A 19,835-nucleotide genomic window follows, 5' to 3' on the forward strand; every position below is an offset into this window, starting at 1 on the left:
CGCACGCAATCCCTCCGCGTGCGGGGCCCTTCCGTTCCCCCTCCGTGCCGGTAGCCCTACTTCCAGCACATGAAGTAGATCTCCTTGTACTTCCTGATGTCCGGCACCTTCGAGCCGCGCATCCCCCGCTTCGGGATCGTCAGCTTGACCGTCTTCTTGTCCTTGCCGATCAGGTGCCAGTTCTTCGGGGACTTGTTCCATCCCGAGCGGGGCAGCCGGTTGGTGAACCGCCGGATGTCGATCAGGCCCCTGGCGCCCTTGGAGCAGGCGTTGACCGATGTAGGCGTGGCGGCCCAGGAGGTCTGCTGCCGCTTGTAGTCCTTGAGATCCCACAGGCACACAGAACCCATGGAACACGCCCCCGCGACCGCAGGTGCCCGCTCAGGCGCCGCCTGCGCGGTCCCGGAAACACCTCCGATGCCGATCACGGCAGTCATACCCACGATGGCCGCCAGCGACCGTATCTCGCCCTTCACATGCCCTCCAAGAACATCACTCAGTCGAATACTTCTTCGTTCGAGGTGAACCCGTCCGGGACCGGCGCGGGCTCGAACACCCGGGCCCTCGTCCCACTCCACGCCACCACCGAACACCCCGCACGCACAGGAAGTTAAGGATCTTGACGCAACCTGGCACCGGCGGACACCGTCCGCCTCTTACGGTTTGAGCAGCGGCGTGACGAGACCCTTCAACTCAGCCTCGTTGATTGCCCCTCCATGCGCGGCAGCGACTTTCCCGTCCCGGTCCACGACGAGCGTGTACGGCAACCCGAGCTGGGATACCAGGCCCTTGGGCATCCGCAGCATCTGACGGCCCCCCTCGTCCATCAGCGTCGGGTACGTCACCTTGTACTCGCCCAGGAACGCCTGCGCCGCCGCCGCATCGTCCTCGCCGTTCACCCCGAGCACCTGCAACCCCTGCCCGCCCAGCTCCTTGTGGAGTCTCTGAAGACCGGGAGTCTCCGCCCGGCACGGCCCGCACCACGACGCCCACGCGTTGATCACCACGACCTTCCCCCGGAAGTCCGACAGCCGAACCGGCTCCCCGCCAGGGGTCCTGCCCTCGATGTCCGCCGCCTGCTGCCGGTGCCCGGCCGCGATCTTCTTCGTGCCGCCCTCAACACGCTCGCCGGCGCGTTCCTCGCCCCCGACACATGCCGCGAGCGACACCGCCAGGGCAGCCACCACCACAGGCCACGTGATCCTCTTCATGGTCGGCGAGTATCCCAAGACCCCAACACACACAGACGCCCGCCCCGTTGTGGATCGAAGGAGTACGCGCTTCGCCCGGGGCGGCTGGACCACCCCACCCTACCGACGTCAACTCCCGCCCCGCATCGGCCCATAGGGCAGTACCCCAACGGCCAATACCGCACCGGGAGCCCCATCGCTACGCTCGAAGATCACCCACCGTGAACCGGGGAGTAGCCCGCACGGCGCTCGGGACACCTGGAGGTCGTCCTGAAGGGGAGCCCCCGAACAACTCCAGGCCCCAGTCCTGCCGTACGGTTCAAAGTTGTGAGGAACCGATCCCGCTCGAGCTGGCTCCTGCTCATCGCCGCCCTGGCCCTGACCGCCCTCGGAGTGACCTTCGCCGCCCTGACCGGCGAGGACGCGCCCAAGCCCGGCCCGCATGCCAAAGACCCGGCCTGCGCCGCGCTGGCCGAACGCCTCCCGGGCAAGCTCGCCGGACTGAGCCGCCAGGGCGCACTCAGCCCCGGCGTCACCGTCTGGGGCAACAACGAGGTCATCGCCCGCTGCGGCGTCACCCCGCCCGAGAAGACCACCGATGCGTGCGCCAGCATCAACAACACCGACTGGGTCATCCGCGAGATGCCCGACCACGGCAGGGGAGGGCGGCTGCTGGTCACCTACGGCCGAAGGCCCGCCGTCGAGCTGACCATCTCCGAGCGCAGCAAGTCCGTCGATGCCGTCCTGGTCGCGCTCTCCGACGCCGTCAAGCCCATCGCAACGCAGTCCAAGTGCCTCGACCAGCAGGGAAGATGACCTCCACCACACCCCTCGCCGGTCACAGCGCCCGGCGCGTCAGCTCCCAGGTTCAGGCAAGCACGCAGCCCACTATCCTCAGCGCCGCGTCCGCCGTCGCCGACGCGAACGTCGTCACCGGGCGGTCCGGGTCGCCCCTGTGGACCAGGATCACTCCCTCGATCAGGCCGAACACCAGGTCCGTACGCAGCGCCCGCTCGTCCTTCTCCAGCTCCGCCCCCGCCTCCGTCGCCGACAGCAGCTCCCCGTACGCCGACTTCAGGTCCGACCGCACCCGGTGGAAGCCCGCGAAGCGTTCGCCCTGCACTTCCGGGAGCAGGTACAGCGCGCCCAGGTTGTGCTGACCCCCGCAGAGCAGTTCCACGTCCGAGCGGCACAGCTCCCACAGGCGAGCCTCCGCCGGGCGCGACTCGTCGGCGAGCAGGCGGTGTGCCAGGGTCAGGGAGGGGGTGACCGTGGACTCCAGGAGTTCCGCGAGCAGGTCCTCCTTGCCGCTGAAGTAGTGGTACATCGTCGCCTGCCGCATGCCCGCGCTCTCGGCGACCGCCCGGGTCGTGGTCGCCGCGTATCCGTGCGTGGTGAACAACTCCGCTGCGGCCAGCAGGAGTTCGTCCCGGGTGGCCATTCCGCTGTCCGGCCGCTGCTTGGCGCGCGGCCGTCCGACCCGTCGTCCCGTGGTGGTGCTCATGCTGCCGATCGTCGCACACCACGGACCGGCCTCCTGCGGCAAGATCACGGTGAGCGTTCCGTAACGGTCCGGCAATGGCCGGGCAATGGACACGACTCCCCCTCCGCCTAATTTCTGTCGCGCGACAGAAATAGAACGCGACATCCGTCGAGCCGGAGGAGGCACACCGCCATGGCGACCGCCACGACATACGGAGCCCGCGACCACGCCCGCGCCCAGGACGGCGTCCGCGCCGAAGCCATGCCCGTCGTGCCGGCCACCGAGTGGCCCGACCCGCCCTGCGAGGCGGGGCATCTGGTCTGGGCGGAGACCGTCGCCGGCGGCAACTACACGCACCGCGTCATCGCCCGCGGCACCGAGCTGCGGCTCACCGACCTGCGCGGCGACGCCTGCGCGCACCTGCTGCTGTACGTCGACGGCCGCCCCTGGGAGCGGCTCAACGCCGCCGACACCGTCAAGGTCCAGTGGAACGCCTACCTCCGCGCCGGCCGGCTCCTCCTCTCCGACCAGGGCCGGGTTCTCGCCACCCTTGTCGAGGACACCGGCGGCCGCCACGACGCCCTGTGCGGCACCTCCACGCTCGTACGGAACACCCACCGCTACGGAGACGGAACCCCGCAGTCCGCCTCCCCCGCCGGCCGCGAGCTCCTCACCCTCGCCGCGCTCAAGAACGGCCTGGAGCCACGCGATCTGCCACCCTCCGTCTCGTTCTTCCAGGGCGTGGAGGTACGGGACGACGGCACCCTCGACTTCACCGGCTCCGCCGGACCCGCCGCATCGGTCACCCTCCGCGCCGAGCAGGACCTGACCGTGCTGATCGCGAACGTTCCGCACCCCCTGGACCCGCGCCCGGAGTACGTCAGCACGCCGCTGGAGGTGCTGGCCTGGCGTGCCGCCCCCACCGCGCCCGGCGACCCGCTGTGGGACGCCACCCCCGAAAGCCGCCGCGCCTACGCCAACACCGCCGACTTCCTCGCCGCAAGGGGCCAGTCATGACAGTCGTACCCGCCCGCGCCGCCTGGTCCGCCGTCGTCCGCGCCGGTGAACAGCTCACCATCACCGACCTGCACGGCAATCAGGCCGTCGACTTCCTCGTCTACGACGCCCACGACACCGCCGTCCGCTACAGCGCCGCCGACACCGTCCACGCCCAGGGGAACATCTTCCTCACCACGGGCAGCGTGCTGATGTCGAACGAGCACACCCCGCTGATGACCGTCACCGAGGACACCTGCGGCCGCCACGACACCCTCGGCGGCGCGTGCTCCAAGGAGTCCAACACCCTGCGTTACGGGCACCACACCTGGTCACAGCACGCCTGCGTCGACAACTTCCTCGCGGAGGGCGCGCGTTACGGCCTCGGCAAGCGCGACCTCGTCTCCAACATCAACTGGTACATGAACGTCCCCGTCGAGAAGGACGGCACCCTCGGCATCGTCGACGGCATCTCCGCCCCCGGTCTGCGCGTCACCCTGCGCGCCGAGCGGGACGTCCTGGTTCTCGTCTCCAACTGCCCGCAGATCAACAACCCCTGCAACGGCTTCGAGCCGACGGCGGTCGCGATGACGATCAGCGAGGCCGCCGCATGAGCCCCACAGGCCCCTTGACCTTCGACACCCTGCTCGTCGCCAACCGGGGCGAGATCGCCGTACGCATCATCCGCACCGCCCGCCGCCTCGGGCTCCGTACGGTCGCCGTCTTCTCCGACCCCGACCGCTCCGCGCCCCATGTCCGGCTCGCCGACGAGGCGGTACGGCTCGGGCCCGCGCCCGCCAAGGAGTCGTATCTCGACGCCGATCTCGTGCTCAATGCCGCGAAGGACACAGGCGCGGGCGCCATCCACCCCGGCTACGGCTTTCTCTCCGAGGACGCCGGCTTCGCGCGCCGCTGCGAGGACGCGGGCATCGTCTTCGTAGGGCCGACCGCCGCGCAGCTGGAGCTGTTCGGTGCCAAGCACACCGCGCGGGCCGCCGCCGAGGCCGCCGGCGTCCCGCTGGCCCCCGGCACCGGGCTGCTGCCGGGCCTCGACGAGGCGCTGTCCGAAGCGCAGCGCATCGGCTACCCGGTCATGCTCAAGGCCACGGGCGGCGGCGGAGGCATCGGCATGCGGGCCGTGTACGACGCCGCGGCGCTTGCCGACGCCTGGGAGGGGGTGCAGCGGGTCGCCGCCGCCTCCTTCTCCTCGGCCGGAGTGTTCCTGGAACGTCTCGTCGAGCGCGCCCGCCATGTCGAGGTGCAGGTCTTCGGCGACGGGCAGGGCCGCGTGGTGACCTTCGGCGACCGCGACTGCTCGCTCCAGCGCCGCAACCAGAAGGTGCTCGAGGAAGCCCCCGCGCCCGGCCTGCCCGACGCCGTACGGGCACAACTTGCGTCCTGTGCACAAGCGTTGTGCGCCTCGGTCGGCTACCGCTCCGCCGGCACGGTCGAGTTCGTGTACGACGCGGCGCGCGAAGAGGCGTACTTCCTGGAGGTCAACACCCGCCTTCAGGTGGAGCACCCGGTGACCGAGGAGATCTACGGAGTCGACCTCGTCGAGTGGATGCTGCGTCTCGCCCAGGGCGAGACGGCCGTCGTACGGGACCCGGGCGCACCGCGCGGCCATGCCGTGGAGGCACGGGTCTACGCCGAGGACCCGAGCCGCGACCACCGCCCGAGCGCCGGGCTGCTGACCCGCGTGGCGTTCCCCCCGGACGTACGCGTCGACGCCTGGATCGAGACGGGCACGGAGGTGACGACGGCGTACGACCCGATGCTGGCCAAGCTCGTGGCGCACGGCACCGATCGCGCCGACGCCCTCGCCCGGCTGGACTCCGCGCTGGCGGCGACACGCATCGACGGTATCGAGACGAATCTGGGCCTGGTGCGGGCGGCGCTCGCCGACGCGTCCGTACAGGCCGCCGGACACACCACCGCGACGCTGGCGACGATCGCCGACCCCACGCCGCGCATCGAGGTCATGGCATCGGGCACGCTCACCACCGTCCAGGACTGGCCGGGCCGCACCGGCTACTGGCAGGTCGGCGTCCCGCCGTCGGGGCCGATGGACGACCTCTCCTTCCGGCTCGGCAACCGCGCGCTCGGCAACGACGAGGGGGCGCCGGGCCTGGAGTGCACGCTCCAGGGGCCCGCGCTGCGCTTCACCCACGCGGCGACGGTCTGTGTGACAGGCGCGCCTGCGCCGGTCACGGTGGATGGCGAACCGGCGCCGCAGTGGGAGCCGTTCACCGTTGCGGCGGGTTCATCGCTGGCCGTCGGCGCTCCCGCGGACCGGGGGCTGCGCACATACGTCCTGTTCGCGGGCGGTCTGGAGGTGCCCGGCTTCCTGGGCAGCGCGGCCACGTTCACGCTGGGCCGCTTCGGCGGACACGGTGGCCGGGAGCTACGCACCGGGGATGTCCTGCACGGCTGCTCCGCCGCGGCGCCCGCTGGGGCGGTTCCGCACTCCGGCACGGCGCCGAGTGGGACGGTCCCGCACTCCGTCACGGCGCCGAACGGGGCGGTACCCCACCCCGAACGGCCCTCCTTCGGCGAGGTGTGGCACATCGCGGTGGCCGAAGGCCCGCACGCCGCGCCGGAGTTCTTCACCGAGCAGGACATCCACGACTTCTACGCCGCCGAGTGGAAGGTCCACTTCAACTCGGCGCGCACCGGTGTACGGCTGACCGGCCCGAAGCCACGCTGGGCACGCGAGGACGGCGGCGAGGCGGGCCTGCACCCCTCCAACATCCACGACACTCCATACTCCGTCGGCGCGGTCGACTACACCGGTGACATGCCGGTGCTGCTGGGCCCGGACGGCCCGTCGCTCGGCGGCTTCGTCTGCCCGGCGACGATCCTGAAGGCCGAACGCTGGAAGCTGGGCCAACTGCGTCCCGGCGACACGGTCCGGTTCGTACCGGTGACGGTGGCGGGCGAGCCTCGCCCGGTCATCGTCGACGGCGGGATTCTGGCGCGGGGCGAGTCGGTCACGTACCGCCGCAGCGGAGACGACAACGTACTGGTCGAGTACGGGGAGATGCAGCTGGACCTGGCGCTGCGGATGCGGGTCCACGCGCTGGCCGAGGCGGTCGCCGCGGAGGGCCTGCCGGGGGTGGTGGACCTGACGCCCGGCATCCGCTCGCTCCAGATCCACACCGACCCCGATGTCCTCCCACAACGCACGCTCCTGTCGGAGCTGACCCGTCTGGAGTCCGGACTCCCGCCCACCGACGCGCTCGTCGTCCCGTCCCGTACCGTGCACCTGCCCCTGTCCTGGGACGATCCGGCGACCCGGGAGGCGATCGCGCGCTATATGGCGGGGGTGCGGGACGATGCACCGTGGTGCCCGTGGAACATCGAGTTCATCCGCCGGGTGAACGGTCTCGACTCGGTCGACGACGTGTACCGCACGGTCTTCGACGCCGAATATCTCGTACTGGGCCTGGGCGACGTCTACTTGGGCGCGCCCGTCGCCACGCCGCTGGACCCGCGTCACCGCCTGGTGACGACGAAGTACAACCCGGCCAGGACCTGGACCGCGGAGAACTCGGTCGGCATCGGCGGCGCGTATCTGTGCGTGTACGGCATGGAGGGCCCGGGCGGGTACCAGTTCGTGGGCCGTACGACGCAGGTGTGGTCACGCTGGCAGGAGCAGCCGTGGCTGCTGCGCTTCTTCGACCGGATCACCTGGTACCCGGTCGACGCGGACGAACTTCTCGAACTGCGCGCGGACATGGCGGCGGGCCGCTTCACGCCGCGGATCGAGGAGGGGACCTTCTCGCTGGCGGACTACCAGCGCTTCCTCGCCGACAACGCGCCGTCGATCGCCGACTTCCGCGCCCGTCAGTCGCTGGCCTTCGCCGAGGAACGCGCGGCGTGGGAGGCGGCGGGCGAGTTCGCCCGCGAGGAGTCGCCTGCCGCGCCCGCGGTCCCTGAACTGGACGTTCCGCCGGGCGGACAGGTGGTGGAGGCCGAATTCGCGGCCTCGGTCTGGCAGTTGAACGCGGAGCCGGGAGCGATGGTCGCGCCGGGTCAGCCGCTGCTGACGCTGGAGGCGATGAAGATGGAATCGCGCGTGCACGCGCCGTACGCGGCGCGGGTGGCGCGATTCCTGGTCGCGCCCGGCACCCAGGTGGAAGCGGGCACGCCGCTGGCCATCCTGACCCCGACGACCCCCTGACCCCTTTCCCCGGTTCGGGAAGGGGCGGGGTGGGGGACAAATCCCAAGCCCGCACCCCGACCGCCCGCACCCTCAAGGAGCTGCCCCCCCATGCCCACCCCCGCCCTCACCCGCGTCCGCGCCGCCTACGACCTCATCGACCGCGTCCACCGTCCCGACATCTGGATCACCCTCCGCCCCCGCGCCGACGCCGAGGCCGAGGCTCGCGACATCGACCAACGCCTCGCCGCCGGCGCGCGCCTCCCGCTCGCCGGGCGCACCCTCGCCGTCAAGGGCAATATCGATGTCCACGGCATCCCCACCACCGCCGGCTGCCCCTCCTACGCGTACGACCCGACCGCCGACGCCCCCGCCGTCGCCCGGCTCAGAGCCGCCGGCGCCGTGGTGCTCGGAAGCACCAACATGGACCAGTTCGCCACCGGCCTCGTCGGCACCCGGTCTCCGTACGGCGCCGTGCACAGCGCAGGTGACCCCGCGCGCGTGGCCGGCGGATCGAGCTCCGGGTCCGCCGTCGCTGTCGCCCTCCGCATCGCCGACCTCGCCCTCGGCACGGACACCGCCGGCTCCGGCCGCGTCCCCGCCGCCTTCAACCGCATCGTCGGGCTGAAGCCCACCCGCGGGCTCGTCCCCACCGACGGCGTGGTCCCCGCCTGCGCGAGCCTCGACTGCGTCAGCGTTTTCGCCCGTACGCTCCAGGACGCCGAGCTCGCTCTCGCCCTCATCGCCACCCGCCCCGGCCACGGAACCGGGCCCCGCACCCCCGGCCCCTGGCGGATCGCCGTGCCGCCGACCGAGCAGCTCGGGGAGATGGACGACGGCTGGGCAAAGGCGTACGAAGCGGCGGCGGCACGCCTCGAGGCCGCCGGGGCGCAGCTCCGAGCCATCGACCTCACGCCCTTCACCGACGGCGCCGCGATGCTGTACGACGGTGCGTTCGTCGCCGAGCGCTACACCGCCGTGGGTGCCTTCATCGACAAGGCGACAAAGGACCTCGACCCCACTGTCGCCGCCATCATCCGCCGCGCCCGCGACATCCCCGCCCACGAGCTCTTCGCCGACCAGGCCCGGCTCGCCGCCCTGCGCGCCCGCGCCGTGGCCGCCCTCGCGGACACCGACGCCGACGCGCTGCTGCTGCCCACCGCCCCCGGTCACCCCACCCTCGCCGAGGTCGCCGCCGACCCGTTCGGGGCCAACGCCCGGCTCGGCCGCTTCACCAACTCGACCAACCTGTTCGACCTCGCCGCGGTCGCGGTCCCCGGCGACGACGTGGCCGGCCGCCCCTTCGGCGTGATGCTGGTCGGCCCGGCCGACACGGACGACCGTCTCACCCGTATCGCGGCCCATCTCACCCCGCCCGTACCCCCCACCCGCATCGCCGTCGTCGGCGCCCACCTCTCCGGCCAGCCCCTCAACCACCAACTCCTTGCCCTCGGCGCGACGTTGGCCACCACAACCACCACCGCCCCCAGCTACCGCCTCTTCGCTCTGCGCACCGATCCGCCCAAGCCGGGCCTCGTCCGCGTCGGCAGCGGCGGCCGACCGATCGAGGCCGAGATCTGGGAGCTCCCCCCGGAAGGCCTCGGCGCACTCACCGCCGCCCTGCCCCACCCCATGGCGATCGGCCGCGTGGAACTCGCCGACGGGACCACCGCCCCCGGCTTCCTCTGCGAACCCGCTGCCCTCGACGGCGCCGAGGACATCACGGCGTACGGCGGCTGGCGTGCGTACAGAAACAGTTGACTGAGCCCCAACACACCTGTTCCACTAAGCGGATGCGTCCTCCGCTGCGGTTGGTCACCCGCGACCACATCGACTTCGGTCGTGTGTGGTCCGCCTCGTGTTGCCTCTGACGGCTCCACACCGGCAGACCACCACAACCGCATTGCGAGATATGAGGCCGCACCATGCCCGTCGAGTTCCTCGGCATCGCAGCAACCAATGAAGGCTCCGAAGTCACGCCCCGCTCCGGGTCGTCCTTCGACAAGCAGTACACGCTCAGGCTCGCCCGCGCCCACGAGGACCACGGCTGGGACCGCGTCCTGTTCGCCTACGGCTCCGGCTCGCCCGACCCCTCCCCCGCCGCCGCGTACATCGCCGCCCGCACCGAGACGCTGCAGATCCTCGTCGCCCACCGCCCGAACGTCTCCTACCCCACGTTCGCCGCGAAGACTTTCGCCACCCTGGACCGCATCAGCGACGGCCGCCTCGCCGTCCACTTCATCACCGGCGGCAACGACCACGAGCAGCAGCGCGAGGGCGACTTCCTCACCAAGGACGAGCGCTACGCCCGCACCCGCGAGGCCATCCAGATCATCAAGAAGGCCTGGACCTCGCACGAGCCCTTCGACCACGAGGGCACGCACTACCGCTTCAACGACTTCGTCAGCGACACCTTCCCCGTACAACAGCCGCACCCCCGCGTCTCGTTCGGCGGTTCCTCACCCGCGGCGTACGCGGCGGGCGGCGCCGAGACCGACATCTACTGCCTCTGGGGCGAGCCGCTCGCCGAGACCGCGCAGCAGATCGAGTCGGTGAAGGCGGCCGCGAAGGCGGCGGGCCGTACCGATGTGCCCAAGATCCAGGTCGCGTTCCGGCCGATCATCGCGCCCACCGAGGAACTCGCCTGGGAGAAGGCGCATCGCACCCTGGACCGGATCAAGGCACGCAAGGCGGGCACCCCGCTCAGCCGTCGCCATCCGCTCACCCATCCGCAGAACGCGGGCTCGCAGCGGCTCCTCGCCGTCGCCGACCGGGGTGAGCGCCACGACCGGGCGCTGTGGACGCCGACCGCCGCCGAGACGGGCGGCGCGGGCAACTCCACCGCGCTCGTAGGCACGCCCGAAACCGTCGCCCAGGCACTCCTGGACTACTACGACCTCGGGGTGGAGATCCTCTCCGCCCGCGGCTACGACCTGCTCGACGACGCGATCGACTTCGGCCGCCACGTGATCCCGATCGTGCGCGAAGAGGTCGCCAAGCGGGACGCGGCGAAGGCCGCCGCCTGACGCCGGCCAACGCCCCGGCAGCCTGCGTGGACAGTCCCTCGCACCCGGCGGAAGATGGAGGAAAGACGGGATTATAGGGACGAAAGGTGTGACTTCACTATGGCTGAACACCCGGACAGCGCCCTGATACGCCGGGGCTACGCAGCGTTCGGAGAGGGGGACATGGCAACACTCGGCTCCCTGATGACGGCGGATGTCGTCCACCATGTACCCGGTAACAGTGCGATATCCGGACACCACAAGGGCCGCGACGCCGTTCTCGGGCTGTACCAGCGGCTGGGCGAGATGACCAGCGGCACCATGATGGTCGAGCTCGAAGCCGTACTCGCCGACGGCCGTGGCCATGTCATGTCCTTCCACACGGCCCGGGCGGACCGGGGCGACCGCGGCATCGAGATCCGCGAGGGCCTCTTCTTCACGATCGTGGACGGCAAGATCACCGACATCGACGAGTGCACCGAGGACATCGACGAGGAGGACAGTTTCTGGCGCTGACCGGACGCTGACGGCCTCGTTCACCACCCGGAAGCGGTGAACGAGGCCCTCCCGCGTCGTCCCGCTCAGCCGACCGAGCTGTACGCCACCACACCGCGCAGCATCGCGTCGACAGCCCGGCGCGCGTTCTTCGCGACGGTGCTGTTCTCGCGCGGCTCGCGCGGCGCCGCCGCCGCGATCTGCCCGAGCACATCGATGACCTGCTTCGACCACCGTACGAAGTCACCCGCGGGCATCTCCGCCTCGCGCAGCACCTCGTCGAGGCTCCTGTCCGAGGCCCACTCGTACGCGGCCCAGGCGAAGCCGAGGTCCGGCTCGCGCTGTCCGACGCCCTCCGCCTGGTTGATCTTGAACTCTTCCTCCAGCGCGTCCAGACGGCCCCAGATGTGGACCATCTCGCCGAGCGCGACCTTCGCCTTGCCCGCCGGGACCTTGGGCGCCACCGCGTCGTCCGACTGCCGCGACTCGTAGACCAACGCCGAGACGCACGAAGCCAGTTCGGCCGGGCTGAGGCCTTCCCACACACCCGCCCGCAGACATTCGCTCGCCAGCAGATCCAGCTCGCCGTACAGCCGCGCCAGCCGCTTGCCGTGCTCGGTGACCTCGTCCGCGCGCAGATAGTCCAGCTCGGTCAGTAGCGCCACGATCCGGTCGAAGGTGCGGGCAATGGTGTTCGTCCGGCCCTCGATGCGCCGCTCCAGCTGCCAGGTGTCGCGCTGCAGCCGGTGGTAACGCTCCGCCCATCGCGCATGGTCCTCGCGCTCGTCGCAGCCGTGGCACGGGTGGGCACGCAGCTCCGCCCGCAGTCGCGCGATCTCCCTGTCGTCCGCGGCCTCGGCCCGCTGCTTGCGGTGCCGCTCGGGCACGATGTGCCCGGCCTTCGTCCGCAGCGCGGAGGCCAGATCGCGGCGCGACTGCGGCGAACGCGGATTGAAGGACTTCGGGATCCGCATCCGCTCAAGCGCCTCGACCGGCACCGGAAAGTCCATCGATGCCAGCCGCTTGACCTGCCGCTCGGCGGTCAGCACCAGCGGCCGCGGACCGTCGTGCTGCTCGAATCCGCGGTGTCCGTTGGTCCGGCCCGCCGGGACCCCCGGGTCGAGGACGAGCGCAAGACCCGCGAACTTGCCGGTGGGAACGTGGATGACATCGCCCGGCTTCAGCTTCTCCAGCGACGTGGCGGCCGCGGCCCGCCGCTGCGCCGCACCCTGCTTGGCCAGATCCGTCTCGCGGTCCTTGAGGTCGCGGCGCAGCCGCGCGTACTCCTCGAAGTCCCCCAAGTGGCAGGTCATGCCCTCGCGGTAGCCCTCAAGGCCCTCTTCGTTCCGCTGCACCTGGCGGGAGATGCCGACAACGGACTTGTCCGCCTGGAACTGCGCGAACGATGTCTCCAGCAGCTCGCGCGAGCGGTGCCGCCCGAACTGCTGCACCAGATTGACGGCCATGTTGTACGAGGGCCTGAAGCTGGAGCGCAGCGGGTAGGTGCGGGTGCCGGCGAGTCCGGCGAGCGCTTCCGGATCCATGGCACGCTGCCACAACACGACGGCGTGGCCCTCGACATCGATGCCGCGGCGCCCGGCCCGGCCGGTGAGCTGGGTGTACTCACCGGGGGTGATGTCGGCGTGCTGCTCGCCGTTCCACTTGACGAGCTTCTCCAACACCACCGAGCGGGCAGGCATGTTGATGCCGAGCGCCAGCGTCTCGGTGGCGAAGACGGCCTTCACCAGACCGCGTACGAAGAGCTCCTCGACAACCTCCTTGAAGGTCGGCAGCATGCCGGCATGGTGCGCGGCGATGCCCCGCTCAAGACCTTCCAACCACTCGTAGTACCCCAGGACATGGAGGTCCTCGCCGGGAATGGCGGCGGTGCGCTCCTCGACGATCCGGCGCACCTTCAGGCGGGCCTCGTCGTCGTTGAGCCGCAGTCCGGCGTACAGACACTGCTGTACGGCGGCCTCGCAGCCCGCCCTGCTGAAGATGAAGGTGATCGCGGGCAGCAGCCCTTCCGCGTCGAGCCGCTCGATGACCTCGGGCCGTCCCGGCGTCCAGATCCGGCTGCGCTGGCGCCGCTCGCGCTCGCGGTCGGCCTCGCGCACCATCTTGCCGCGGCGGCGGTCCCTGGGGTTGTACGTGCGCTGGTTCTCCATCCGCGCCAGGCGTACGAGATCGGGGTTGACCTCGCGCCTGCCGACTCCGCGGCCGCCGTGGTCGGTCTCCTCCTCGAAGAGGTCGTACATCCGGCGGCCCGCCATGACGTGCTGCCACAGCGGCACGGGCCGCTCCTCGGAGACGATCACTTCGGTGTCGCCGCGGACGGTGTCCAGCCAGTCGCCGAACTCCTCGGCGTTGGAGACGGTCGCCGAGAGTGACACCAGGGTCACCGACTCGGGGAGGTGAATGATCACTTCCTCCCAGACGGCGCCGCGGAAGCGGTCGGAGAGGTAGTGCACCTCGTCCATCACGACATGGCCGAGGCCGAGCAGCGACTGCGAGCCCGCGTAGAGCATGTTGCGCAGCACCTCGGTGGTCATCACCACCACCGGCGCCTCGGAGTTGACGCTGTTGTCGCCGGTGAGCAGGCCGACCTTGTCCGCGCCGTAACGCCGGACCAGGTCGGTGTACTTCTGGTTGGAGAGCGCCTTGATGGGGGTGGTGTAGAAGCACTTGCGGCCCTGCTGAAGGGCCAGATGGACGGCGAATTCGCCGACGATGGTCTTGCCGGAGCCGGTGGGCGCCGCAACGAGCACGCCCTTGCCCGTTTCCAGGGCCTGACAGGCTTCGATCTGGAACGGGTCCAGATCGAATTCGTACATCGCGCGGAAGGGGGCCAGCGCAGTGGCCTCCTCAACAGCGCGGATGCGGGCGGCGGCGTAGCGCTCGGCGGGTGAGAGGTCCTCGGTCATCTTGTTGACGAGCCTACCCGGCGCCTCTGACAGTGAGCGGATCTTTAATTGAAGGCCCAGGTACCCGCATGATGCCGCCGTACGAGGCGGTCCCCAAGCAGAAGGCCCACCGACTCGTCGGTGGGCCATCGTCATGTTCCGATCACATTCCGCGTATCACGTGACGTCGTCGTAGCCGTTCAGCCGGTGCGACTGATCACCCTTCGCCTGCTCCGGCAGCGCAGGAGCCGCAGACACGGGCTCCCTCGCGCCGATCGCCTCAGGCGTCAGGTCGAGTTCCGAGGCCTCGTCGTCGTCCAGCTCCGCGTCCGGGTCTTTGCGGCGCCGGCGCCTGTCGTTCAGGAGCGAGAAGCCGACGGCCATGAAGTACAGGATGCTGATCGGCCCCGCCAACGCGAGCATGCCGATCGGGTCCGTCGTCGGAGTGATCACTGCGCCGAACACGAAGACGCCCATGATGACGCCGCGCCACCACCGAGCCATACGCTTGCCGCTGAGGACACCCGTGAGGTTGAGCATCACCAGCACGAGCGGCAGCTCGAAGGCGAGCCCGAAGACGAGCACCATCCGCAGGGTGAAGTCCAGGACGTCGCCGAGCGACAGGATGTTCGCCGAGCCGTTCGGCGTCAGGCTGATCAGGACCTTCACGCTGACGGGCAGGATGAGATACGCAAGGTAGGCACCGGCGGAGAACAGCGGTACCGCCGCGGCGACGAAGGCGTATGTGTACCGCTTCTCGTTCTTGTGCAGTCCCGGTGCCACGAACGCCCAGAGCTGGTACAACCAGACCGGACTCGCGACAACGAGACCGGTCGTCAAGCTCAGCTGGATCGTCGTGCTGAACGGCGCGATCAGCGTGTTGAAGGAGACGATCGCGCAGTTACCGCCGTCGCTCGTGACGCCCGGCGGGCATTTGGGCACCGACTTGGTCAGGAACTGCATGAGTTCCTCGCTGTACACGAGGGCCACAATTGTGACCGCCGTAACAGCGAGCAGCCCCTTCGCGAGGCGGTTGCGAAGCTCTCGCAGGTGCTCCACCAGGGGCATCCGCCCCTCGGGGTCCTTCTCCTGCTTGCGGGCAGACTTGAGCAACCCACGTCCTCATCTCGTGCGGCAGGCCGTCACCGTGCTTCTCGGTGCCTGCGGCGGCCCAGGGTCAGCGCTTGGTGGTGTCGGTCGGCTCGGTCACGGGACGTGAGCTGGTCACATCACCGGGCGCGGCCTGAATCGTGCGCGGCGCGGGCTGGTCCTGGGCTGCGCCCGGCTGCGGCGGGTCGGCCGGGGCGCTCTGCGCGTCGTCCGACTTCATGGCCTTGGCCTCGCTCTTGAGGATTCGGGCCGACTTGCCCAGCGAACGGGCCATGTCCGGAAGCTTCTTGGCTCCGAACAGCAGGACGATGACGACAAGGATGAGAATGATCTCGGTGGGGCCGAGCCTACCCATAGCTTTTTACCTTCTTCACCGAGGCGACAGTGTGTCTCGTGCCCGACTGCCGGACAAATGTCTGGCCTCCGCGCTACCAGCGATCGTAACCCGCAGGAGTAAACACCGGGCAATGCCTGTGCATACGCACGATTGCAGCCCGTGCTCGCTCATTCGGGCCGCTAGGCCGAGAGCCTACAGCTCGGACGACCCGCACATCAGAGCGCACCCGGACAGTCACAGAGCCTGGCCGGTACGGGCCAGATCCGTCGCCGCCCGCTCCAGATCCTCCGCCGCGCGATTGATCTTCTCGGTGGTGCGGGCCACCTCGCGGCCCAGGCGCTCGGCCTCCAGGAAGACCCGGATGCCGAGCACGCCGAGCACGGCGATCCCGAGGAAACCGAGGGCAATGGCGAGCATGGGCCAGAACATGCGCAGAGCCTAGACCGTCTCTAGAGGGGTGGAGTGCAGCCGCAGCGTCCGTACGCCGCCGCCGGTGAGCAGCTCGACAATGCGCTCCCCGGCGGGCTTGCGGACGGCCGAGCCGCACTCGGGGCAGGTGAAGGAGTAGAAGGTGGTACGGCGGCTGCCGCCGATCGCCAGCCGCAGCGCTCCCGCCGAGAGCTCGACGCGGGCACGGCAGTCGGGGCAGCCGGCCTTGAAGAGCACCGGCGCCTTGGGCGCGGCGATCCCTGACATCAGAGGCATGTTGTACGGATCTCCCTATTCCTGACCGTCGTAGGCCGCGAGCGCCTCGCGCGCTGCCTGCCGGGCGCTGTCCGCCAGATCCTGGGGCGAGACGATCCGCCCGTCCCGCCCCAGCCGCAGGGCGAGCCGTCGCAGCGAGGTGGGATCAGGGGTACGCAGCGTGATACGCAGGCCACCCTCGGGCAGCTCCTCCGCGCTGTCGTGCGGGTAGTACTCCGCGACCCAGCGCCCGCCGGGGCCGACCTCGACCACCACCTCGGGGTCGTCCGCCGACGGCTGAACCAGCCCCTCCGACAGATCCCGCAGCTCGATCTCGGGCGGCGCCGCGGGTGCGTCAAGGAGTCTGATCTCCGCCACCCGGTCCAGGCGGAAGGTGCGGCGCGCCTCGGAGAGCCGGCACCAGGCCTCCATATACGTATGCCCCACGGCGAACAGCCGGATCGGGTCGACCTCCCGCTCGGTGAGCTCGTCGCGCGCGGGCGAGTAGTACTTGAGCCACAGCCGGCGCCGCTCCGAGATCGCGCGGTCCACATCGGCGAAGACGCCGCCCTCGGACTCGAAGGTCACCGAGAGCCGGGAGCTGGCCCCGGCCGTCTCGCCCGCCGCGGCCTCGAGCTTGGCGGTCGCCCGTACCAGCGCGTCCCGGTCGCTCTCGCGCAGCCCGGGCAGCGTGGCCACGGCGCGCGCGGCGACCAGCAGCGCGGTCGCCTCGTCGGCGGCGAGCCGCAGCGGCTCGGCGACATCGTCCGCGTTGTGCCACCAGATGCGGTCACCGTCGGTGTCGATGTCGAGCAGATCGCCGCCTCGGAAGCTCGTGCCGCACATGGGCAGCACATCGAGGTCGGAGATCAGCTCGTCCTCGGTGATGCCGAAGGCGCGGGCGACGTCGCTGACGCGGGCGCCGGGACGCTCGCGCAGGTAGGTCACCAGCGAGAGCATCCGCCGGGTCTGGTCAATGGCGTTGGCGGCCATGGTGTGTACGAGTCCCCCTCAGCCCTTGGCCACGGCGCGCAGCCGGTCCAGGACATCCGCCCGCAGATCCGCGGGCTCCAGCACGACGACGTCCGGACCGAACTCCACCAGCCAGGCGTCGAGCCCGTGCCCGTACGGAATCTCCAACTCGTCCCAGCCGTCCCCGAGTTCCCGTATGGACTGGGCTCTGGAGCGCAGCGGATAGCCGCAGTCGGTGCGCAGCCGGATCCGCGCGGAACGGGTCGCGGTCTCCCCGGCCCAGCTTTCGACGGTCTCCCGGACCGTCACCACGTCGGGCACGGGCGCGGTGAAGGAGCCGGCCCGGGAGCGAACCCTGCCGGTGATGCGGGAGAGCCGGAAGACACGCTCGGCGCCGCGGTCGCGGTCCCAGCCCGCCAGATACCAGTGGCCGCGCCAGCACTCCAGCGTCCAGGGCTCGACATGGCGGGGCTCGGGGCGAGCCGCATTCGCCTTGCGGTAGTCGAAAACGACGGGCCGCCGGTCGCGGCAGGCGAGCATCAGCGGTTCGAAGGCGGCCTCATGGACGGGGATGCGCGGTTCGAGGGCGCTGTGCTGCGCCTCGTACGAGTCCTCGGCCTCCGGCATGCCGGCCGCACGCAGCTTCTGCAGGGCGCCACTCGCGGCGCCGGCGAGCCTCGCCTGCTGCCAGACCTTGGCGGCGAGGCCGAGTGCGGCGGCCTCCTCGGCGTCGAGCGTGATGGCGGGCAGCCGGTTGGAGTCGCGGCGGGCGAGATAGCCGGTCTCGCCGTCCAGGTTGTCCACCGTCTCGATGACCAGGCCGAGTTCGCGCAGATCGTCCTTGTCACGCTCGAACATCCGGTTGAAGGAGTCGTCCGAACCGGCCTCCAGATAGGCCTCGATGGACCCGCGCAGTTCGCGCTTGCTGAGCGGGCGGCGGGTCCCCAGGAGACACAGCGCCAGATTCATCAGCCGCTCGGCCTTGGCAATGGCCATCGACGCCCTTCCTCACAGTGCTTCTGAGCGTTGACCGTACCGCTCCGCGTTGTCCGGGCAAAAGCCGAGGGCCCATGCCGGGCCCCCCGGGCGGAGCCGGGGACAGCATGGACCCTCTTGGTGTCCGAACGTGATCAGACGGCGACCAGGTCGCAGACGAAGATCAGCGTCTCGCCGGGGGCGATAGTGCCGCCACCGGCGCCGCGGTCGCCGTACGCGAGGTGCGCGGGGATCGTGAGCCGACGGCGGCCGCCGACCTTCATGCCCTGCACGCCCTGGTCCCAGCCGGCGATGACCTGGCCGACGCCGAGCTGGAACTGCAGCGGGGTGCCACGGTTCCAGGAGGCGTCGAACTCCTCGCCGGTGCTGTAGGCGACGCCGACGTAGTGGACGGAGACGGTGTCCCCGGCCTTCGCGACCGGCCCGTCGCCCTCCCACAGATCGACGATCTCGAGCTCGGTGGGAGCCGGGCCCTCGGGGAAGTCGATCTCGGGCTTGTCGATGCTCACTGAACTGCTCCTCTAAATGATGAACGGGGCAACCGGGACAGTCTTACACCTTCGCCAGAAGGTCCATGGAGAACACCAGCGTGGAGTTCTTCGGGAGTCCCTGCCGCTCCTTGTCACCGAAGGCCTGGTCCGGCGGGATGACCAGCAGCACGCGGCTGCCGACCTTCTTGCCGATGAGGCCGTCCTTGAGGCCCTTCAGCGTCACCTGCGCCAGCGGGAAGGTCTGGGTCCTGCCCGTGTCGTAGGTGCTGTCGAACTTCTTGCCGCCCGCCCAGAGGGAGCCCACGTACTTCACGACGACGGTGTCCTTCGCCGTGAGCTCGGGGCCCGTGCCCTCGATCACATAGTTGGAGACGAGCTTCTTCGGCGGGTCGGCCTGCTTCGGGAAGGTCAGCGAGGGGGCCTGACCGTCCGTGTTGGTGCCCACCTTCGGCAGGTCGATGTTCTCCTGGGCGACCTCGGTGCCCTTGGCGGACACCGGGACGGGGGTGGACTTCAGGATGTCGATGACGAAGACGAGCGTCGCGTTCGGCTTGATCTCGCCCTGGCCCTGCTCGCCGTAACCCAGCGCCGGCGGGATCGACAGCTCGATCCGGCTGCCGACCTTCTGGCCCTCCAGGCCCTTCTCCCAGCCCGGGATGACGCCGCCCGCACCGAGTGTGAGATCGAAGGGCTGCTTGCGGTCGAAGCTGTTGTCGAAGGGCTTGGCGGAGTCCCACATCTGGCCGAGGTAGTTGACCTTGACCGGGTCGCCCTTCTTCAGCTTCGCGCCCTTGCCCTCGCTGATCACCTCGACCTTCAGCGCCTTGGGCGGATCACCTTCGCCCTTCGCCAGGGTCGGCTTCTCGCCGAACTTGGCGCCTGCGGTGATCGCAGGCAGTGAGGTCTTGGAGGCGGAGTCGGAGCCCTTGTCGTCACTGCCGCACGCCACTGCCGACAGCAGCAGCAAGGGGACGACGAGAAGGCCGGCTAGTCGGCGCACGTGTTCCTCAG

The 19,835-nt window shown here is 70.2% G+C and carries 19 protein-coding genes; 7 read left to right on the top strand and 12 right to left on the bottom strand.

Annotation, left to right across the window (positions count from 1 at the left end):
* Positions 1–56 precede the first annotated feature (56 nt).
* Together ACI2LP_RS24890 and ACI2LP_RS24895 are read right to left on the bottom strand one after the other, a co-directional pair.
* Positions 57–350 (bottom strand): hypothetical protein, encoded by a 294-nt coding sequence (locus ACI2LP_RS24890; protein ID WP_404726708.1) that lies wholly within the window; start codon positions 348–350, stop codon positions 57–59.
* A gap of 306 nt (positions 351–656) precedes the next feature.
* Positions 657–1,211 (bottom strand): TlpA family protein disulfide reductase, encoded by a 555-nt coding sequence (locus tag ACI2LP_RS24895; RefSeq protein WP_404726709.1) that lies wholly within the window; start codon positions 1,209–1,211, stop codon positions 657–659.
* A gap of 306 nt (positions 1,212–1,517) precedes the next feature.
* Between ACI2LP_RS24895 and ACI2LP_RS24900 the strand changes: the two genes are divergently transcribed.
* Positions 1,518–2,006, top strand: a complete 489-nt coding sequence (locus ACI2LP_RS24900; protein WP_404726710.1) for a DUF3515 domain-containing protein — start codon at positions 1,518–1,520, stop codon at positions 2,004–2,006.
* Positions 2,007–2,058: 52 nt separating this feature from the next.
* Here the strand turns inward: ACI2LP_RS24900 and ACI2LP_RS24905 are convergent, their stop codons facing one another.
* Positions 2,059–2,694, bottom strand: coding sequence for a TetR/AcrR family transcriptional regulator (locus ACI2LP_RS24905; RefSeq protein ID WP_404726711.1), 636 nt, complete (start codon positions 2,692–2,694; stop codon positions 2,059–2,061).
* Between the two features lie 171 nt (positions 2,695–2,865).
* Here ACI2LP_RS24905 and ACI2LP_RS24910 point away from each other — a divergent pair, with 171 nt between their 5' ends.
* The 6 genes from ACI2LP_RS24910 (at position 2,866) to ACI2LP_RS24935 (ending at position 11,352) form a co-directional block, all read left to right on the top strand.
* Complete coding sequence (locus ACI2LP_RS24910) at positions 2,866–3,690, top strand: urea amidolyase associated protein UAAP1 (RefSeq protein ID WP_404726712.1); 825 nt, start codon at positions 2,866–2,868, stop codon at positions 3,688–3,690.
* Complete coding sequence (locus ACI2LP_RS24915) at positions 3,687–4,283, top strand: urea amidolyase associated protein UAAP2 (protein ID WP_404726713.1); 597 nt, start codon at positions 3,687–3,689, stop codon at positions 4,281–4,283. The genes ACI2LP_RS24910 and ACI2LP_RS24915 overlap by 4 nt, the downstream gene beginning before the upstream one ends.
* A gap of 14 nt (positions 4,284–4,297) precedes the next feature.
* Complete coding sequence (locus ACI2LP_RS24920; protein ID WP_404726745.1) at positions 4,298–7,852, top strand: 5-oxoprolinase/urea amidolyase family protein; 3,555 nt, start codon at positions 4,298–4,300, stop codon at positions 7,850–7,852.
* A 90-nt stretch (positions 7,853–7,942) separates the two neighbouring features.
* On the top strand, positions 7,943–9,592 hold the full coding sequence (locus ACI2LP_RS24925; RefSeq protein ID WP_404726714.1) for an allophanate hydrolase: 1,650 nt from the start codon (positions 7,943–7,945) through the stop codon (positions 9,590–9,592).
* A 164-nt stretch (positions 9,593–9,756) separates the two neighbouring features.
* Complete coding sequence (locus ACI2LP_RS24930; RefSeq protein WP_404726715.1) at positions 9,757–10,857, top strand: LLM class flavin-dependent oxidoreductase; 1,101 nt, start codon at positions 9,757–9,759, stop codon at positions 10,855–10,857.
* Positions 10,858–10,956: 99 nt separating this feature from the next.
* Positions 10,957–11,352, top strand: coding sequence for a nuclear transport factor 2 family protein (locus ACI2LP_RS24935; protein ID WP_404726716.1), 396 nt, complete (start codon positions 10,957–10,959; stop codon positions 11,350–11,352).
* 65 nt (positions 11,353–11,417) lie between these two features.
* Here the strand turns inward: ACI2LP_RS24935 and ACI2LP_RS24940 are convergent, their stop codons facing one another.
* The 9 genes from ACI2LP_RS24940 to ACI2LP_RS24980 all read right to left on the bottom strand — a co-directional run bounded on the left by ACI2LP_RS24940 (position 11,418) and on the right by ACI2LP_RS24980 (position 19,824).
* Complete coding sequence (locus ACI2LP_RS24940) at positions 11,418–14,255, bottom strand: DEAD/DEAH box helicase (RefSeq protein WP_404726717.1); 2,838 nt, start codon at positions 14,253–14,255, stop codon at positions 11,418–11,420.
* Positions 14,256–14,411: 156 nt separating this feature from the next.
* A complete protein-coding gene (gene tatC / locus ACI2LP_RS24945) occupies positions 14,412–15,302 on the bottom strand; it encodes a twin-arginine translocase subunit TatC (protein ID WP_404726746.1) in 891 nt (296 codons plus the stop codon).
* Between the two features lie 109 nt (positions 15,303–15,411).
* On the bottom strand, positions 15,412–15,699 hold the full coding sequence (tatA, locus tag ACI2LP_RS24950) for a Sec-independent protein translocase subunit TatA (RefSeq protein ID WP_360884205.1): 288 nt from the start codon (positions 15,697–15,699) through the stop codon (positions 15,412–15,414).
* Between the two features lie 216 nt (positions 15,700–15,915).
* Positions 15,916–16,110 carry a hypothetical protein gene (locus ACI2LP_RS24955; protein ID WP_404726718.1) on the bottom strand — a complete coding sequence of 65 codons (195 nt, stop codon included), beginning with the start codon at positions 16,108–16,110 and terminating at the stop codon, positions 15,916–15,918.
* Between the two features lie 9 nt (positions 16,111–16,119).
* On the bottom strand, positions 16,120–16,377 hold the full coding sequence (locus tag ACI2LP_RS24960) for a hypothetical protein (protein ID WP_404726747.1): 258 nt from the start codon (positions 16,375–16,377) through the stop codon (positions 16,120–16,122).
* A gap of 24 nt (positions 16,378–16,401) precedes the next feature.
* Entirely contained in the window at positions 16,402–17,358 is a 957-nt protein-coding gene (locus tag ACI2LP_RS24965) for a helix-turn-helix transcriptional regulator (RefSeq protein ID WP_404726719.1), read from the bottom strand.
* Positions 17,359–17,376: 18 nt separating this feature from the next.
* Entirely contained in the window at positions 17,377–18,333 is a 957-nt protein-coding gene (locus ACI2LP_RS24970) for a helix-turn-helix transcriptional regulator (protein ID WP_404726720.1), read from the bottom strand.
* 134 nt (positions 18,334–18,467) lie between these two features.
* The gene (locus tag ACI2LP_RS24975; protein WP_360884190.1) at positions 18,468–18,842 is read right to left on the bottom strand and encodes an FKBP-type peptidyl-prolyl cis-trans isomerase; all 375 of its coding nucleotides are present in this window, start codon (positions 18,840–18,842) and stop codon (positions 18,468–18,470) included.
* A 43-nt stretch (positions 18,843–18,885) separates the two neighbouring features.
* Positions 18,886–19,824: an FKBP-type peptidyl-prolyl cis-trans isomerase gene (locus ACI2LP_RS24980; protein WP_404726721.1), complete on the bottom strand. Its 939-nt coding sequence runs from the start codon at positions 19,822–19,824 to the stop codon at positions 18,886–18,888.
* Positions 19,825–19,835: the final 11 nt, after the last annotated feature.

Origin of the sequence: Streptomyces sp. NPDC019890 (assembly GCF_044903445.1) — a bacterium.
GTDB lineage: Bacteria > Actinomycetota > Actinomycetes > Streptomycetales > Streptomycetaceae > Streptomyces.

What these genes read in the sequence shown, in the direction of transcription:
- ACI2LP_RS24890 (WP_404726708.1), bottom strand. Translation starts at nt 350, where the DNA reads ATGGGTTCTGTGTGCCTGTGGGATCTCAAGGACTACAAGCGGCAGCAG.
- ACI2LP_RS24895 (WP_404726709.1), bottom strand. Translation starts at nt 1,211, where the DNA reads ATGAAGAGGATCACGTGGCCTGTGGTGGTGGCTGCCCTGGCGGTGTCG.
- ACI2LP_RS24905 (WP_404726711.1), bottom strand. Translation starts at nt 2,694, where the DNA reads ATGAGCACCACCACGGGACGACGGGTCGGACGGCCGCGCGCCAAGCAG.
- ACI2LP_RS24910 (WP_404726712.1), top strand. Translation starts at nt 2,866, where the DNA reads ATGGCGACCGCCACGACATACGGAGCCCGCGACCACGCCCGCGCCCAG.
- ACI2LP_RS24915 (WP_404726713.1), top strand. Translation starts at nt 3,687, where the DNA reads ATGACAGTCGTACCCGCCCGCGCCGCCTGGTCCGCCGTCGTCCGCGCC.
- ACI2LP_RS24925 (WP_404726714.1), top strand. Translation starts at nt 7,943, where the DNA reads ATGCCCACCCCCGCCCTCACCCGCGTCCGCGCCGCCTACGACCTCATC.
- ACI2LP_RS24930 (WP_404726715.1), top strand. Translation starts at nt 9,757, where the DNA reads ATGCCCGTCGAGTTCCTCGGCATCGCAGCAACCAATGAAGGCTCCGAA.
- ACI2LP_RS24935 (WP_404726716.1), top strand. Translation starts at nt 10,957, where the DNA reads ATGGCTGAACACCCGGACAGCGCCCTGATACGCCGGGGCTACGCAGCG.
- ACI2LP_RS24940 (WP_404726717.1), bottom strand. Translation starts at nt 14,255, where the DNA reads ATGACCGAGGACCTCTCACCCGCCGAGCGCTACGCCGCCGCCCGCATC.
- tatC (WP_404726746.1), bottom strand. Translation starts at nt 15,302, where the DNA reads ATGCCCCTGGTGGAGCACCTGCGAGAGCTTCGCAACCGCCTCGCGAAG.
- tatA (WP_360884205.1), bottom strand. Translation starts at nt 15,699, where the DNA reads ATGGGTAGGCTCGGCCCCACCGAGATCATTCTCATCCTTGTCGTCATC.
- ACI2LP_RS24955 (WP_404726718.1), bottom strand. Translation starts at nt 16,110, where the DNA reads ATGTTCTGGCCCATGCTCGCCATTGCCCTCGGTTTCCTCGGGATCGCC.
- ACI2LP_RS24960 (WP_404726747.1), bottom strand. Translation starts at nt 16,377, where the DNA reads ATGTCAGGGATCGCCGCGCCCAAGGCGCCGGTGCTCTTCAAGGCCGGC.
- ACI2LP_RS24965 (WP_404726719.1), bottom strand. Translation starts at nt 17,358, where the DNA reads ATGGCCGCCAACGCCATTGACCAGACCCGGCGGATGCTCTCGCTGGTG.
- ACI2LP_RS24970 (WP_404726720.1), bottom strand. Translation starts at nt 18,333, where the DNA reads ATGGCCATTGCCAAGGCCGAGCGGCTGATGAATCTGGCGCTGTGTCTC.